Annotated in this window: 13 protein-coding genes; 4 read left to right on the top strand and 9 right to left on the bottom strand. The window is 71.0% G+C overall.

What is annotated here, in order from left to right; translation table 11 throughout:
* Nucleotides 1-17: 17 nt before the first annotated feature.
* Genes P3T29_RS03165 through P3T29_RS03155 form a run of 3 tightly spaced genes read left to right on the top strand, consistent with a single transcriptional unit; the run spans nucleotide 18 to nucleotide 3,959 of the window.
* On the top strand, nucleotides 18-1,664 hold the full coding sequence (locus P3T29_RS03165; protein WP_280714668.1) for a class I tRNA ligase family protein: 1,647 nt from the start codon (nucleotides 18-20) through the stop codon (nucleotides 1,662-1,664).
* Nucleotides 1,665-1,707: 43 nt separating this feature from the next.
* Nucleotides 1,708-2,784, top strand: a complete 1,077-nt coding sequence (locus tag P3T29_RS03160) for an FAD-dependent oxidoreductase (RefSeq protein ID WP_280714667.1) — start codon at nucleotides 1,708-1,710, stop codon at nucleotides 2,782-2,784.
* A complete protein-coding gene (locus tag P3T29_RS03155; protein WP_280714666.1) occupies nucleotides 2,781-3,959 on the top strand; it encodes an MFS transporter in 1,179 nt (392 codons plus the stop codon). Before P3T29_RS03160 ends, P3T29_RS03155 begins: the two co-directional genes overlap by 4 nt.
* Here P3T29_RS03155 and P3T29_RS03150 read toward each other — a convergent pair.
* The 6 genes from P3T29_RS03150 to P3T29_RS03125 all read right to left on the bottom strand — a co-directional run bounded on the left by P3T29_RS03150 (nucleotide 3,932) and on the right by P3T29_RS03125 (nucleotide 7,972).
* The gene (locus P3T29_RS03150) at nucleotides 3,932-4,303 is read right to left on the bottom strand and encodes a hypothetical protein (protein WP_280714665.1); all 372 of its coding nucleotides are present in this window, start codon (nucleotides 4,301-4,303) and stop codon (nucleotides 3,932-3,934) included. The genes P3T29_RS03155 and P3T29_RS03150 overlap by 28 nt on opposite strands.
* Nucleotides 4,300-4,914: a sigma-70 family RNA polymerase sigma factor gene (locus tag P3T29_RS03145; protein WP_280714664.1), complete on the bottom strand. Its 615-nt coding sequence runs from the start codon at nucleotides 4,912-4,914 to the stop codon at nucleotides 4,300-4,302. The genes P3T29_RS03150 and P3T29_RS03145 overlap by 4 nt, the downstream gene beginning before the upstream one ends.
* Nucleotides 4,915-5,003: 89 nt before the next feature.
* Nucleotides 5,004-5,381: a hypothetical protein gene (locus tag P3T29_RS03140; protein WP_280714663.1), complete on the bottom strand. Its 378-nt coding sequence runs from the start codon at nucleotides 5,379-5,381 to the stop codon at nucleotides 5,004-5,006.
* Nucleotides 5,382-5,566: 185 nt separating this feature from the next.
* Complete coding sequence (locus tag P3T29_RS03135) at nucleotides 5,567-5,755, bottom strand: hypothetical protein (protein ID WP_280714773.1); 189 nt, start codon at nucleotides 5,753-5,755, stop codon at nucleotides 5,567-5,569.
* 68 nt (nucleotides 5,756-5,823) lie between these two features.
* Nucleotides 5,824-6,285 carry a hypothetical protein gene (locus P3T29_RS03130; RefSeq protein ID WP_280714662.1) on the bottom strand — a complete coding sequence of 154 codons (462 nt, stop codon included), beginning with the start codon at nucleotides 6,283-6,285 and terminating at the stop codon, nucleotides 5,824-5,826.
* Nucleotides 6,286-6,610: 325 nt separating this feature from the next.
* Nucleotides 6,611-7,972 carry a glutamine synthetase family protein gene (locus P3T29_RS03125; RefSeq protein ID WP_280714661.1) on the bottom strand — a complete coding sequence of 454 codons (1,362 nt, stop codon included), beginning with the start codon at nucleotides 7,970-7,972 and terminating at the stop codon, nucleotides 6,611-6,613.
* 219 nt (nucleotides 7,973-8,191) lie between these two features.
* On the opposite strand from P3T29_RS03125, the gene P3T29_RS03120 reads away from it, so the two are divergent.
* On the top strand, nucleotides 8,192-9,946 hold the full coding sequence (locus P3T29_RS03120; RefSeq protein WP_280714660.1) for an NAD+ synthase: 1,755 nt from the start codon (nucleotides 8,192-8,194) through the stop codon (nucleotides 9,944-9,946).
* Nucleotides 9,947-10,004: 58 nt separating this feature from the next.
* Here the strand turns inward: P3T29_RS03120 and P3T29_RS03115 are convergent, their stop codons facing one another.
* The 3 genes from P3T29_RS03115 to P3T29_RS03105 form a co-directional block, all read right to left on the bottom strand.
* A complete protein-coding gene (locus P3T29_RS03115; RefSeq protein ID WP_280714659.1) occupies nucleotides 10,005-11,081 on the bottom strand; it encodes an endonuclease/exonuclease/phosphatase family protein in 1,077 nt (358 codons plus the stop codon).
* A gap of 119 nt (nucleotides 11,082-11,200) precedes the next feature.
* A complete protein-coding gene (locus tag P3T29_RS03110) occupies nucleotides 11,201-11,908 on the bottom strand; it encodes a TetR/AcrR family transcriptional regulator (protein ID WP_280714658.1) in 708 nt (235 codons plus the stop codon).
* Between the two features lie 72 nt (nucleotides 11,909-11,980).
* The gene (locus tag P3T29_RS03105; protein WP_280714656.1) at nucleotides 11,981-13,585 is read right to left on the bottom strand and encodes an MFS transporter; all 1,605 of its coding nucleotides are present in this window, start codon (nucleotides 13,583-13,585) and stop codon (nucleotides 11,981-11,983) included.
* Between the last annotated feature and the right edge of the window lie 132 nt (nucleotides 13,586-13,717).

The raw sequence follows: 13,717 nt of genomic DNA, 5'->3' as shown, positions 1-13,717 counted from the left end.
TGATCCGGAGCCTCGCCATGCCCTCTTTCACCCTGGTCACCGCCGCGCCGCCCACGCCCAACGGCGACCTCCACCTGGGCCACCTGTCCGGCCCGTACTCGGGCGCGGACATCCACATCCGCGCCCACCGGCTCCGGAACAACGGCGGGCTCTTCCTCACCGGTTCGGACGTCCACCAGAGCTACGTGCCCACCAAGGCGAGGCGGGACGGCGCCGACCCGCTGGAGATGGCCGCCGGCTTCGCGGACGAGATCGCCCGGATCTTCGCCTCGGCCGGCTTCGCCCCCGACTCCTACGTACGGCCGCAGCACTCCGAGCTGCACCGCACCATCGTCCGCGAGTTCTTCGGCCGGCTGCACGCCCGGGGCGCCCTCCGCGCCCGTACCGAGCCCGCGCTGTTCTGCGGTGACTGCGACCGCTACCTCTTCGAGGCCCATCTCACCGGGAAGTGCCCGCACTGCGGCGCCGCGAGCGACGGGAACTCCTGCGAGAACTGCGCCCTGCCCAACCAGTGCACCGACCTGGTCGACCCGCTCTGCAACGCCTGCGGCGGGACGCCGGTGGAACGCCCGGTCCAGCGGCTGGTCTTCCCGCTCAGCGAGTACGCCGACCAGCTGCGCGCCTTCCACGCCGCCACCGACATGAGCCCGCAACTCGAGGCCCTGTGCGCGGACATGATCGAACGCGGCCTGCCGGACATCCCGGTCAGCCACCCGACGGACTGGGGCATCGAGATGCCCGTCCCCGGCTTCGAGGACCAGCGGATCTACGTCTGGGCCGAGATGATGCCCGGTTACTTCGCGGAGTTGGCGGAGGCCCTGCACGGCGCCGGGCAGGCTCCGGAGAGCTGGCGCACGGTCTGGAACGACCCGGACACGGAGATCGTCCAGTTCTTCGGGTTCGACAACGGCTACTTCCACGCCCTGCTCCAGCCCGCCCTGTTGATGGCCTACGACCCGTCCTACCGGCTGCCCCGGGCGCTGGTGACCAACGAGTTCTACCAGTTGGGCACGTCCAAGTTCTCGACCAGCCGACGCCACGCCATCTGGGCCAACGACCTGCTGGCCGCTGTCCCGGCCGACGCCGCCCGCTTCGTCCTCTCCCACGACCGCCCCGAGAACGAGCGCACCTCGTTCAGTTGGGCCCGCTTCCACGAACTGGTCGACACCGAACTCGCGGGCACCTGGCAGCACTGGCTGACCGGCCTGTTCAGCCGGATCGAGGCGCAGGCCGACGGCCTGGTGCCGCAGGCATCCGAAGCGAGCCGGTCCCAGGCGCAGTTCCTCCGGCTCCTCGACCGGATCGCCGAGGACTGCCTCCTGGCCTACTCCGCAGCGAGCTTCTCCCCCCGCCGCGCCACCAGGATTCTCTGCGAACTGGTCCGCTGCGCCCAGGACTTCGCCGCCGGCCAGACCCGCACCCGGGAGGCCGGTTCGACCACCACCGCACTGGCCTACGAGGCGGCGGCGGCCCGCACCCTCGCCCAACTCGCTTACCCGGTCATGCCGGAGTTCGCCGAGCGACTGTGGACCTCCCTCGGCGAGGAGGGTTCCCCGCGCTGGGACGGAGTCCAACTCCCCACCCCTGGACGGCCCGTCGAGACCCGGACCCGGTTCTTCGAGGCCCTGCCCGCGAACATCGAGGAGCAGGTGATGCAGCCGTGAGTGGGTTCAGCACCCCCGGCTGCGTGAGCGCGGCCGCCGCCTGATGACCGGAACAGCCGTCGTGGTCGGGGCCGGTGTCTTCGGGCTGTCCGTCGGCCGGGAACTCGCGGGCCGGGGCTGGTCCGTACGGATCGTCGACCCCAACCCGCCGGGAACCCAGGGGCCTTCGGCGGCCGAGAGCCGGATCCTGCGGTTCTCGCACGGCCACGACAGCCGGTACCCGCGCATGGTCAGGCGGGCCCGGGCGATGTGGCGAGCCCTGGAGCTGGAGTCCGGCAGGCAGTTCGTGCTGCCTGTCGGCGTGCTCGTCCTGGGCCCGCCGCATCCCGACGACGGTGAGTGGGAGCACGCCAGTGCGGCCCGGCTCCGCCAACTCGACATCCCCGTCGAGACGGTGCCGGCCGAGGCCGTCGGCCGCCGCTTCCCCGGCTTCGACGGCCGGGGAAGCGGCACCGTCCTGTTCGAACCCGAAGGTGCCGTGCTCCGCGCCAAGGAGGCCGTCCTCGCGCTCGCGGAGTCCGCCGCCGACCGGGGCGCCGAGCTGCTCCAGGCCACCGCCCTCCCGGTGGCGGGTCGGGCCGTCGTCAACGGCGAGCCGCTGGCCGCCGACGTGACGGTGTGGGCGGTGGGTCCGGGCCTGCCCGGGCTCTTCCCCGGCCTGACCACGGTCCGCGCCGTGCGCCAGGACAGCTGGTACGTCCAGCCGACGGGCCCCTGGGCCGCGGCCACCGGCCAACCCGCCTGGCTGGACCGCGCCCACGGCTACTACGGCGTCCCGGCGGTCGGGTCGCTGGGCGTCAAGGTCGTTCCCGACGTCGAGACACCGCCGGACGCAGCCACCGAACTGCCCCCCGAGGGCCTGCCGGAGCCCGTCCGCGCCTACCTCGGCGCCCGGCTGCCCGATCTCGCCCACGCCCCGGCGCTGCGCCGCGAGTCGTGCAGCTACGCGCTCACCGACGACGAGCACTTCCTGCTCGCCCCGCACCCGCAGCACCCCGGCACCTGGTTCGTCGGCGGCGACTCCGGCCACGGCTTCAAGCACGGGCCCGCCTGGGGCGCGTACGCCTGCGACGTCATCGAGGGGCGGACCGGCGCCTCCCCTCGGCTCACCCTCAGGTGAGCATTCGTCAGGTGCCGCGCTCGACCTTGCCACCAGCCCTGTGGATCCTCGCCGTCGGGGCCTTCGCCATCGGCACCGACGCCTACGTGATCGCCGGTGTGCTGCCGGACCTCGCGCCCGGGCTGCACGTCCGGGCGAGTACGGCCGGCCAGTTGGTCACCGTCTTCGCCGCCGTGTACGCCGTCCTCGCCCCCGTCAGCGCCTCACTCACCGGCACTCTCTCCCGCCGGACGGTCCTGGTCGGCGCGCTGGCGACCTTCACGGCGGGGAACGCGCTCACCGCCACCGCGCACAGCTACCACCTGGTACTGATCGGCCGGATCGTCGCCGCCGCCGGAGCGGCTACCTTCACCCCGCAGGCCTCGGCCACCGCGTCGGCCCTCGTCCCACCGGAACTCCGCGCCAGAGCCCTGGCCGTCGTCATCGGCGGCCTGACCAGCGCCACCGCCCTGGGCGTCCCGCTCGGAACGTTGGTCTCCGGCGTACTCGGCTGGCGGGCCACACTCTGGGCGGTGGCCGGCCTCGGCGCGGCAGCGCTGGCAGGCACCGCAGCCTGGCTCCCCGACCTGCCCGCGCCGACCGGACACCCCTTCGCCGAACGGCTCTCGGGGCTCCGGGACCGGGCAGTCCTCGTCGTACTGACCGTCTCCCTGCTCACCGTCACCGCCGAGCAACTGGTCTACACCTACATCGGCCCCGCCCTGACCGGAGCCACCGCCGGACATGCGGGCCCCCTCGCCGGGCTCCTGCTCGTCTTCGGCGTGGGCGCGGTGGCCGGCAACGCCATCGCGGGCATCGCCACCGACCGCTTCGGCAGCCGCACCACCCTGCTGCTCGCCGTCGGCGGGATGACCACCGACCTCGCCCTGCTCCCGTGGTGGTCCCACGCCATGCCGTCCGCCACCGCCGCGATGTTCCTCTGGGGCCTGACCGGCTGGATGTACGTCGTCCCGCAGCAACACCGCCTGCTCGCCCTCTCCCGCCAGGGCGGCCAACTGGCCGTCGCGCTCAACAGCTCCGTCCTCTACCTGGGCATCGCCGTCGGCGGCCTCCTCGGCGGCGCGGTCCTGACCCTCGCGAGCCCACCCTGGCTCGCCGCCCCCGCCCTGCTCCTCGGCACCCTCGCGGTCGCGACCGCAACCGTCGGCTACCCGCGCACGGAGGCCGAAGCCTGAGCCGGACCGCTGGTCACCTGGGGGGGCGCAGCGGACGGGCCGACCGGGCGGGCCGGTGTGGACGGCGATGGTCCGCTGATGCCCGGGGTGCCGGCGGGCCGTGCCGGAGCCGGGTCCGGCGCGCTGCCGGGCAGCAGTACCAGCAGGCACACGGCCGCCACGGCGGCAGCCGCACCGAGCGCGGCGAAGGCAACCCGGCGCACCCGGCGCACTCCCCAACTGCGCCCCTGCGGGGGTACGTCGTGGCGCAGGTCGCGGTACGTGACGAGCACGGCGCGGGCGGCCAGCGCGGCGCGCAGCCGGTCCTCGGTCGCGGACCGGCGGTCTTCGGTACTCGGCCTCATCGGCCCGCCCCCAACTTCTTCTCCAGCACGTCCAGCGCGCGGCTCGCGGTGGACTTCACCGTGCCGCGCGACAGCCCGAGCGTCTGCGCGATCTGCGCCTCGGTCAACTCCGACCAGTAGCGCAGCACCAGCACCTCGCGTTGACGCTGCGTCAACTGTGCTAGTGCGTCCAGCACTTCACCGTGCTCCTCGGCGAGCAGCAGTCCCTCGTCGACAGGCGGCCCGTAACCTTGGTGGGGCGGCGTGTAGGCCCGGGCGGTACGACGTCTGCGCAACACCGAGCGGGCCGCGTTGACCACGGCGGTGTGCAGGTAGGCCCCGGGGTCCTGGAGCCCGTCCAGCGAGGTGCCGTGCGTACGGCAGACGGCGGCGAAGGCGTCCTGGACGACGTCCTCGGCCGTGTGCAGATCGTCCACCAGGAAGAGCGCGAGCCGCACCATGTCGAGCCGCCGCGCCCAGTACAGCTCGCTCAGCGTGGGCGGCGGCTCGTCGTCGCACGGCGTACCGAGCGCCCGGAGATGACGTCCCCGTACCGGCGCTTCCCCGGTCCGGGGCATGAGCGAGAGCAGCCGGGACCACCAGGACGGCGCTGCGGGAATGGCGTACTGCATGGGCCTCGATCCGTTCCGGGAGGGGCGGGCCGACCTGCGGACAGGCCGGTCCGCCCCGTGGTGCTGCCGCTGCCGCTACTTCTGGACGCCTACTTCTGGACGCCGCTACCCGGGTTGATCACCCGAGGCGCGTTCTCCGCCGGAGCGGGCGCGGCGGCGGGCTTGGCCACGGCGGCCGACTTGTCCGCCGACTTGTCGGCCGCGACGACCTTCGCGGCACCGGCGGGCGCCGAGACACCAGGCGCCGAGACACCAGGCTTCGAGACAGCGGGCGCCGAGACACCGGGCGCCGACGCGACCTGCGGGGTCGCGTCCCCGTCCGTGGTGACCGTCGGCGCGGCGGGGGCCGGCTTCACATCGGCGACGGCCTGCGCGGCGAAGCCACCGCCCAGCAGCAGCGCGACACCGGTGACGGTACCCAGAACCCGGAGGCGGGGACGGAAGTTCCGCTTGGCGTGCAAGGACATGAGACTCTCCCGAGGAAGTGACGGAAACACGGTCTGGAACAACAGCTGAAGGGCCCCTTCAACCCACCAGACGCGCGACATCCCCCGAGGTTGCGACCGCATCCGAAAAACTTCACGGCGGCCGCGTCACTGTCAGAGGTCAGCCGACTCCGACTCCGACTCCGTGGACCACAGTGACGGCCCAGCTATCGCTTCAGCGCCCTGTATCGCTTGAGCAGAGCGGTGAGCTTCTCGGGGTTCGCCTCACCGTTCAGTTCGCTGAGGAGATCATCAGGGCAGAACTCATAATGGTCACCCCACCACCGACGCACCGTGTTGTCCCAGATTCGGTAACCGCCCGGCACGCCCCTGGCCACGTACCGCCGCCTACCCACGATGCCCCCGATGCGACCGCTTCTGTCGCCCTTGCTCGACAAGATGGTCCGAGTGGAGTCTGGGCAACCTAGTCGGCAGCCGAGGCATAGCTCTCCCAGAAGTCGATGATCTGTTCACACTTGTCGTAGAAGTCGGGGTCAGGCCCGCGTCCCCAGTAGCTGTCCTGGAGCGGCGGCAGACGGAAGCTGCGTCCGCTGTCCGTCGTTACGTTGAGGATGGTGGCGGTCCCCAGGTGAGCCGAGTAGGTATCAATGGAGTCCACCTCGCTCCAGAGCACAGCCCGCCCCGGCAAAGCACCCCGGCGAACAACGATGCCCTCCGGCCCCAGCACGGTCACGCCCCCACCGCTGGTCCAGACGGCAAGTACAGCGGCCAGTGCAAGGGGGATGGCCAGGCCAACTGCCAGGACCAACGGGAGCCCCAGGCCGGCCGTGAGACCCTCGACGGCCGCTACGGCCACGACCGTAAAGACAATGACCAGGTTCCAACCCAGATCACGCCGCTGACGTCCGGACAGTTCGAAGATCAACGAGGGATCGTCCTGCTGAGGGAGTGGCATCAAATCATCCTGGTCACGGTCGTTCGACTGGCGAAAGGCAGCGTGATCATATGCCTGCCGGGCAGCGCTAGAGCTGGGAGACCCCTGGTCGCTCACGGATCTTGACGAGCGCCATGCCCTCGATCCACTCCATCGGCAGCCACAGGCGCTGGAAGGCACGGCCGGGACGCAACAGCGCGGCAGCCGGGCGGGCGGGACACACTGGCGACCCGGACAACCCAAAACGGGCCTGGGCCGACGACTCGCAGTCACCGGCCCAGGCCCGTCAACACAGCGGAAGCCCGCTGACCTGCTCCTACAGCACCTGCAGGTTCTTCCGCAGCTCAAATGGCGTGACCTCGGAGCGGTACTCCTCCCACTCCTGGCGCTTGTTGCGCAGGAAGAAGTCGAAGACGTGCTCGCCCAGGGTCTCGGCGACGAGTTCGCTGCGCTGCATGAGGTCGATGGCCTCGCCGAGGTTCTGGGGCATGGGCTGGATGCCCATCGCGCGGCGTTCGGCGTCGTTGAGGGCCCAGACGTCGTCGTCGGCGCCTGGGGGGAGTTCGTAGCCCTCCTCGATGCCCTTGAGGCCGGCGGCGAGGGTGACGGCGTAGGCGAGGTAGGGGTTGCAGCCGGTGTCGAGGGAGCGGACCTCGACGCGGGTGGAGCCCTGCTTGCCCGGCTTGTACATCGGGACGCGGATCAGGGCCGAGCGGTTGTTGTGGCCCCAGCAGATGTACGAGGGGGCTTCGCCGCCCGCGCCGGCGGTGCGCTGGGAGCCGCCCCAGATCCGCTTGTAGGAGTTGACCCACTGGTTGGTGACGGCGGCCGTCTCGGCGGCGTGCTTGAGCAGGCCGGCGATGAACGAGCGCCCCACCTTGGAGAGTTGGTACTCGGCGCCGGTCTCGTGGAAGGCGTTGCGGTCGCCCTCGAAGAGCGAGAGGTGGGTGTGCATGCCCGAGCCCGGGTGGTCGGAGAAGGGCTTCGGCATGAAGCTGGCGTGCACGCCCTGCTCCAGCGCGACCTCCTTCATGACCAGGCGGAAGGTCATGATGTTGTCGGCGGTGGAGAGCGCGTCGGCGTAGCGGAGGTCGATCTCCTGCTGGCCCGGGGCGCCCTCGTGGTGGGAGAACTCCACCGAGATGCCCATCGACTCGAGCATGGTGATCGCCTGGCGGCGGAAGTCGTGGCCGACGCCGCGCGGGGTGTGGTCGAAGTAGCCGGACTGGTCGGCCGGGATCGGCGGGGTGCCGTCGCCCGGGAGGTTCTTCAGGAGGAAGAACTCGATCTCCGGGTGGGTGTAGAAGGTGAAGCCGAGTGCGGAGGCCTTCTCCAGCGTGCGCTTGAGTACGAAGCGCGGGTCGGCGTACGAGGGTGAGCCGTCCGGCATCAGGATGTCGCAGAACATCCGCGCGGTACCCGGCGTCTCCGAGCGCCAGGGCAGTATTTGGAACGTCGTCGGGTCGGGCCGGGCGATCATGTCCGACTCGTAGACCCGGGCGAAGCCCTCGATCGCCGAGCCGTCGAACCCGATGCCCTCCTCGAAGGCCTGCTCCAGCTCCGCCGGGGCCACCGCCACCGACTTGAGGAACCCGAGCACGTCGGTGAACCACAACCGGACGAACCGAATGTCACGCTCTTCGAGCGTCCGAAGCACGAACTCCTGCTGCTTGCCCATGGGGACAGTCTCACCTCTGCTCTTTACGTTCGTGTTACGCCCGAGAGCTGCTCGGAAGCGCCCCGAAACCGGCCCGAAAGCGGCTGCTCCCATCATGGCTGATCTTCCGCTCCTTGCCGACACCCGAACCGTCACAGAGCTCCGGCCCGCCTCGCCCGCGTGGACGTCGACCCACCCTGCCCGAGACATAGCGTCAGTTAGACGATTACACTCGGGGGCATGCCCAATCTCCGTCTCGCCCTGAGCCAGATCGACCCCGCTGTCGGTGACCTCGCGCGCAACAGCGCGGAGGTGGTGCGCTGGACCAGGCAGGCCGCCGAGGCAGGCGCCCAGCTGGTGGCCTTCCCCGAGATGGTCCTGACCGGCTACCCGGTCGAGGACCTCGCCCTGCGCAGTTCGTTCGTCGAGGCCTCCCGGAGTGCCCTGGTCGAGCTGGCCGCCCGGCTGGCCGCCGAGGGCCTGGGCGAGCTGCCCGTCGTGGTCGGCTACCTCGGACGGTCCGAACTGGCGTCGGCCAAGCTCGGGCGGCCGGCCGGCTCGCCGCAGAACTGCGCCGCCGTGCTGCACCACGGCCAGGTGGTCACCCGGTTCGCCAAGCACCACCTGCCCAACTACGGCGTCTTCGACGAGTACCGCTACTTCGTCCCCGGTGACCAGCTCGCCGTGATCCGGCTGCACGGGGTGGACATCGCGCTGGCCGTCTGCGAGGACATCTGGCAGGACGGCGGCCGGGTCAGCGCCGCCCGCGAGGCCGAGGCCGGGCTGCTGCTGGTGATCAACGGATCGCCGTACGAGCGCAACAAGGACGACGTCCGGTTGGAGCTGGTCCGGCGCCGCGCCGCCGAGGCGGGCTGCACGCTGGCGTACCTGAACATGGTCGGTGCCCAGGACGAGCTGGTCTTCGACGGCGACTCGGTCGTCGTCTCCCCCGCCGGCGAAGTGGTCGCCCGGGCCCCGCAGTTCGAGGAGAGCCTGCTGCTGCTCGACCTGGAGCTGCCCGCCGCGACCGCCGACCACACCGACGGGCTGCTGCTCAGCGACGGGCTGCACCTGGTCCGCACCGAGCTGGGCGGCGAGCCGCAGTCGGGACCGGCCCAGCCGCTGACGGCCGGTGTCGCGCCCCGGCTGAGCGACGAGGCGGAGATCTACCAGGCACTAGTCGAGGGCACCCGGGCGTACGTCCGCAAGAACGGCTTCAAGTCGGTGCTGATCGGCCTCTCCGGCGGCATCGACTCGGCGCTGGTCGCCGCCATCGCGGTGGACGCCGTCGGCGCCGGGAACGTCCACTGCGTCTCGATGCCGAGCCAGTACTCCTCCCAGCACTCCCGCGACGACGCCGCCGAGCTGGCCCGCCGCACCGGGCTGCACTTCCGTACCGTGCCGATCGCGCCGATGTTCGACGCGTACATGGACGCGCTCGGGCTCACCGGCCTCGCCGAGGAGAACCTGCAGTCCCGGCTGCGCGGCACGCTGCTGATGGCGATCTCCAATCAGGAGGGGCACATCGTGCTCGCTCCGGGAAACAAGAGCGAACTCGCGGTCGGCTACTCCACGTTGTACGGCGACTCGGTCGGCGCGTACGGACCGATCAAGGACGTCTACAAGTCGCTGGTCTTCCGGCTGGCGCGCTGGCGCAACGAGCTGGCCGTCGAGCGCGGCGAGGTCGAGCCGATCCCGGAGAACACCATCACCAAACCGCCGTCCGCCGAGCTGCGGCCGGGCCAGGTCGACACCGACTCGCTGCCCGACTACGACCTGCTGGACACCGTCCTCGACCTCTACATCGAGGGCGACCAGGGCCGGGACGCGATCGTCGCGGCGGGCTTCGACCCGGCGGTCGTGGACCGGGTGGTCCGCCTGGTCGACGGCGCCGAGTACAAGCGCCGCCAGTACCCGCCGGGCCCGAAGATCTCCGCCAAGGGCTTCGGCCGCGACCGCCGTCTCCCGATCACCAACGGCTGGCGCCAGGGCTGACGGATCGTCAATCCCGGCTCCCCACCGGCGGGTTCGTACCCACGGGCGAGCCCGCCGGTCAGTACCGGTACTCGGCCGCGACGGCGCGGTGGTCGCTGCCGTCGGCAGGGAGGACCCAGGATCTGGTGGGCGTCAGGCCGCCCTTGCTGAGGATCTGGTCGATCCGGGCCATCGGGAAGGCCGACGGCCAGCTGAAGCCGAAGCCGTCGCCCGCCGCACCCTGGGCCGAGCGGAGCTGGGAGGTGATCGGGGCCAGGCTGCGGTCGTTCACCGTGCCGTTGAGGTCACCGAGCAGCAACACCTTCTTCAGCGGCTCAGCCTGCACCGCGTCGCCCAACGCCTGTGCGCTGACGTCCCGTTGGCCGGCCGTGAAGCCGCCGTCGAACTTCACCCGGACCGACGGCATGTGTGCCACGTAGACCGCGAGCGGGCCCTTGGGGGTGGCGACGGTGGCGCGGAAGGCCCTGGTCCAGCCGATCCTGATGTTCACCGGCGAGACGTCGGTGAGCGGGTACTTCGACCAGAGGCCGACGGTGCCCTCGACCGCGTGGTACGGATACGTCGCGGCGAGGCCCCTGGTGTACGTGGAGACGGCTCCGCCGGCGAGTTCCTCCAGCGCGACGATCTGCGCACCGGACCCGGTCATGAGTCTGACGGTACCGGCCGGATCCTTGTTGTCGGCGGCCACGTTGTGGGTGAGGACGGTGAAGTCGCCCTGGCCGGTGCTCTTGTCGGTGAGCAGCCCGCCGAACAGGTTGAGCCAGACGATGGCAGGCAGCAGCACCGCCGACAGCGCGGTGGCCGAGCGGCGGCAGAGCGCGAGCACCAGCAGCACCGGGACGGCCAGGCCGAGCCAGGGCAGGAAGGTCTCCAGCAGGCTGCCGAGGTTGCCGAACCCGTCGGGCAGCGAGGCGTGCAAGGCGAACAGCAGCGCGACGAGCACCGCGAGCGTCGCGAGGATCCAGCCGCGCCGCCAGTCGCGCCAGTCGGCGCGGGAGGCACGGGAGGCACGGGAGGCACGGGAGGCACGGGAGGCACGGGAGGCACGGGAGGAGGCCGGGAGCGGGGCGGAGGCGGAGGGTTCGGAGTCGCCACCGTCCGCCGGTGTCACTGTCCTGTCCTCAGCCTGCGTCATCCTGTGATCCTCCGAACTGTCCCGCTTCGCCTGACCAATCCCGGTTTAGTCGGATTCTCGGCTCAGCCTATGACGGGACAGACGCGGCAGGCGTACCCCGAGGTTGCGACGCGCCCCGATCAGTGAGATTGGCCACCGGACGGGCTCAGACTCAGACCCACCGAGCCCACACTCACCGCACTCGCGCTCATCCCGCTGAGCGCCGCGTCGACCATGCGCTCGGAGAGGCCGGGCTCCTCCAGGTCCACGTCGTCCCAGAGGACGGTACGGATCAGGATCGGGCCGAGCAGGAGCTCGACCAGCAGCTCGATGTCGAGATCGGACCGGAGCAGCCCCTGGTCGACCCCGCGCCGGACGAGTTGGTGAGCCCGCTCGCGGCGCGGCTTGAGCACCCGTTCCAGGTAGACGGCCTTCAGCTCCGGCCAGGTGTTCATCTGGCCGAGTGCCGCCTTCAGCACCCAGCGCGAGCGTTTGGCCAGCCCGCGCAGGCGCATGGACTCGACCAGCGCGATCAGGTCCTCGCGGACGTCGGTACTGGTGAGCTCCGGTTCGATCGGTTCGAGCCGGGCGACCAGGTCGACGAGCAGGGCCTCCTTGTTCGGCCACCGCCGGTAGATGGTGGCCTTGCCGACCCCGGCGGCGGCGGCGATCCCCTCGATCGAGAGGCTGCTGAGGGCCGCACCGTCGGTCATCAGCTGCTCGACGGCCGCGAAGATCGCCTGCTCGGCGGCCTCGCTGCGCGGTCGGCCCCGCCGGGGAGCACAGGGCTCCCCGGTGGGGCAGTCGCGGGCGGTTCCGGCCGCCGGAGCCGGGATCTCGGTCTGCATGTCCCTATTCTCCACTGATGTTCACGACAGCTGACGCGCCGCCCTGGAGCGACGCTGGAGCGGGCTCCCCGGTCACGCCTCGGCGGGCTGCGGCTCGCCGGCCGCCCGGTCCTGGACACCCGGCGCGGCGGGCGCGGCCGCCACGACCTTGCCCGGCAGCAGCACCAGGGCCAGCAGCACGCCGATCGCGGTGAACCCGGCGGAGAGCCCGGCCACCACGTGCATCGCGTGGACGAAGGCTTCCTTGGCGGGGTCGACCAGCCCGGCCTGGTGGGTGCCGCCGGCGATCGCGAGGGTGGCCTCCAGCGACTCCCCAGCCTTGTCGCGCAGGGCGGCCGGGAGCTGGGCGAGCTGACCGGAGATGCCGTTCCGGTAGACGCTGGAGAGCACGGCGCCGAGCACCGCGACCCCGAGCGAGCCGCCGACCTGACGGAATGTGTTGTTGATCGCGGACCCGGCGCCCGCCTTCTCGCGGGGCAGCGAGCCCATGATCGCGACGGTGACCGGGGGCATCACGTGCGCCATCCCGGCACCCATCAGGAAGCCGATCCCGACCAGCAGCCAGATCGAGGTGTGGACGCCGAGCAGCAGGTAGCCGAGGAAGGCCACCGAGATCAGCGCCATACCGCCGGCGCAGGTGGCCCGGACGCCGAAGCGGTCGACCACCAGCCGGGCCCGGGGGGCGAAGACCAGCTGTGCGGCGGCGAGCGGCAGCATCAGCACACCGGCCTGCAGGGCGCTGTAGCCGCGCACGCTCTGGGTGTAGAAGACACCGAAGAAGGAGACGCCCATCAGCGCGAAGAAGACCAGCCCGACGACGGCGACGGACCCGCTGAACTGCTTCTTCCGGAACCAGGTGACGTCCAGCGCCGGGTGCTCGGTACGCCGCTCGTGCAGGACGAACAGCACGAGTGCCACGACGCCGCCGAGCACCGGACCCCAGGCCGCGACGGCGGTGAAGTCCGCCAGTTCGCCGCCCTTGATGATGCCGTAGATCAGCGCGACCAGGCCGATGATCGAGAGCAGTACGCCGACCGGGTCCAGCTTGCCGGGCATCGGGTCCTTGGAGTCCGGGACGAGCAGCGTCATCGCGACCAGCGCGGCGATCACGATCGGTACGTTGACCAGGAAGACCGAGCCCCACCAGAAGTGTTCGATCAGCGCGCCGCCGGTGATCGGGCCGATCGCGATCGCCAGGCCCACCGCGCCAGCCCAGATGCCGATCGCCTTGGGCTGCTCGTGGCGCTCGAAGACGTTCATGATGATGGCCAGCGTGGCGGGCATCACGAAGGCGCCGCCGAGGCCCATCACCGCGCGGTAGGTGATCAGTTCACCGGGCGAGGAGGCCATCGCGGAGAGCAGCGAGCCGAGGCCGAAGACCACCATGCCGCCGAGCAGCGTCCACTTGCGGCCGATCCGGTCACCGAGCAGACCGGCGGTGAACAGCAGGCCCGCGAAGACCAGGGTGTAGGAGTTGATCGCCCATTCGAGGTCGCTCTGGCTGGCGCCGAGTCCGGTGGGGGCGGGCGAGGCGATGGTCTTCATCGCCACGTTGAGGATCGAGTTGTCGAGGACGACGACGAGCAGGGCGAGCACGAGGGTGCCCAGGATCGCCCAGCGCCGTCGGTGGATCGCCTCGGGTATCCGTGGTGCTGCGGGCGCGGCTGCGGTGGCCATTGGTGTGTTCCCGTCCGTACGTGATGGTGCGGACTTACGAGTCGGATGCGTCTCGTAACCCCTAGGACAGTAGGATAACCTCTTTTTCGATACGAGACGGGACCGTATCGTAAAGCCTGGGCAAAACGCCCG

Origin of the sequence: Kitasatospora sp. MAP5-34 (assembly GCF_029894335.1) — a bacterium.
GTDB lineage: Bacteria > Actinomycetota > Actinomycetes > Streptomycetales > Streptomycetaceae > Kitasatospora.
The sequence above is the reverse complement of the archived record's forward strand: the minus strand, read 5'-3'. Positions and strand labels throughout refer to the sequence as shown.

What these genes read in the sequence shown, in the direction of transcription:
- P3T29_RS03165 (WP_280714668.1), top strand. Translation starts at nt 18, where the DNA reads ATGCCCTCTTTCACCCTGGTCACCGCCGCGCCGCCCACGCCCAACGGC.
- P3T29_RS03120 (WP_280714660.1), top strand. Translation starts at nt 8,192, where the DNA reads ATGCCCAATCTCCGTCTCGCCCTGAGCCAGATCGACCCCGCTGTCGGT.
- P3T29_RS03150 (WP_280714665.1), bottom strand. Translation starts at nt 4,303, where the DNA reads ATGAGGCCGAGTACCGAAGACCGCCGGTCCGCGACCGAGGACCGGCTG.
- P3T29_RS03110 (WP_280714658.1), bottom strand. Translation starts at nt 11,908, where the DNA reads ATGCAGACCGAGATCCCGGCTCCGGCGGCCGGAACCGCCCGCGACTGC.
- P3T29_RS03125 (WP_280714661.1), bottom strand. Translation starts at nt 7,972, where the DNA reads ATGGGCAAGCAGCAGGAGTTCGTGCTTCGGACGCTCGAAGAGCGTGAC.
- P3T29_RS03160 (WP_280714667.1), top strand. Translation starts at nt 1,708, where the DNA reads ATGACCGGAACAGCCGTCGTGGTCGGGGCCGGTGTCTTCGGGCTGTCC.
- P3T29_RS03140 (WP_280714663.1), bottom strand. Translation starts at nt 5,381, where the DNA reads ATGTCCTTGCACGCCAAGCGGAACTTCCGTCCCCGCCTCCGGGTTCTG.
- P3T29_RS03115 (WP_280714659.1), bottom strand. Translation starts at nt 11,081, where the DNA reads ATGACGCAGGCTGAGGACAGGACAGTGACACCGGCGGACGGTGGCGAC.
- P3T29_RS03105 (WP_280714656.1), bottom strand. Translation starts at nt 13,585, where the DNA reads ATGGCCACCGCAGCCGCGCCCGCAGCACCACGGATACCCGAGGCGATC.
- P3T29_RS03145 (WP_280714664.1), bottom strand. Translation starts at nt 4,914, where the DNA reads ATGCAGTACGCCATTCCCGCAGCGCCGTCCTGGTGGTCCCGGCTGCTC.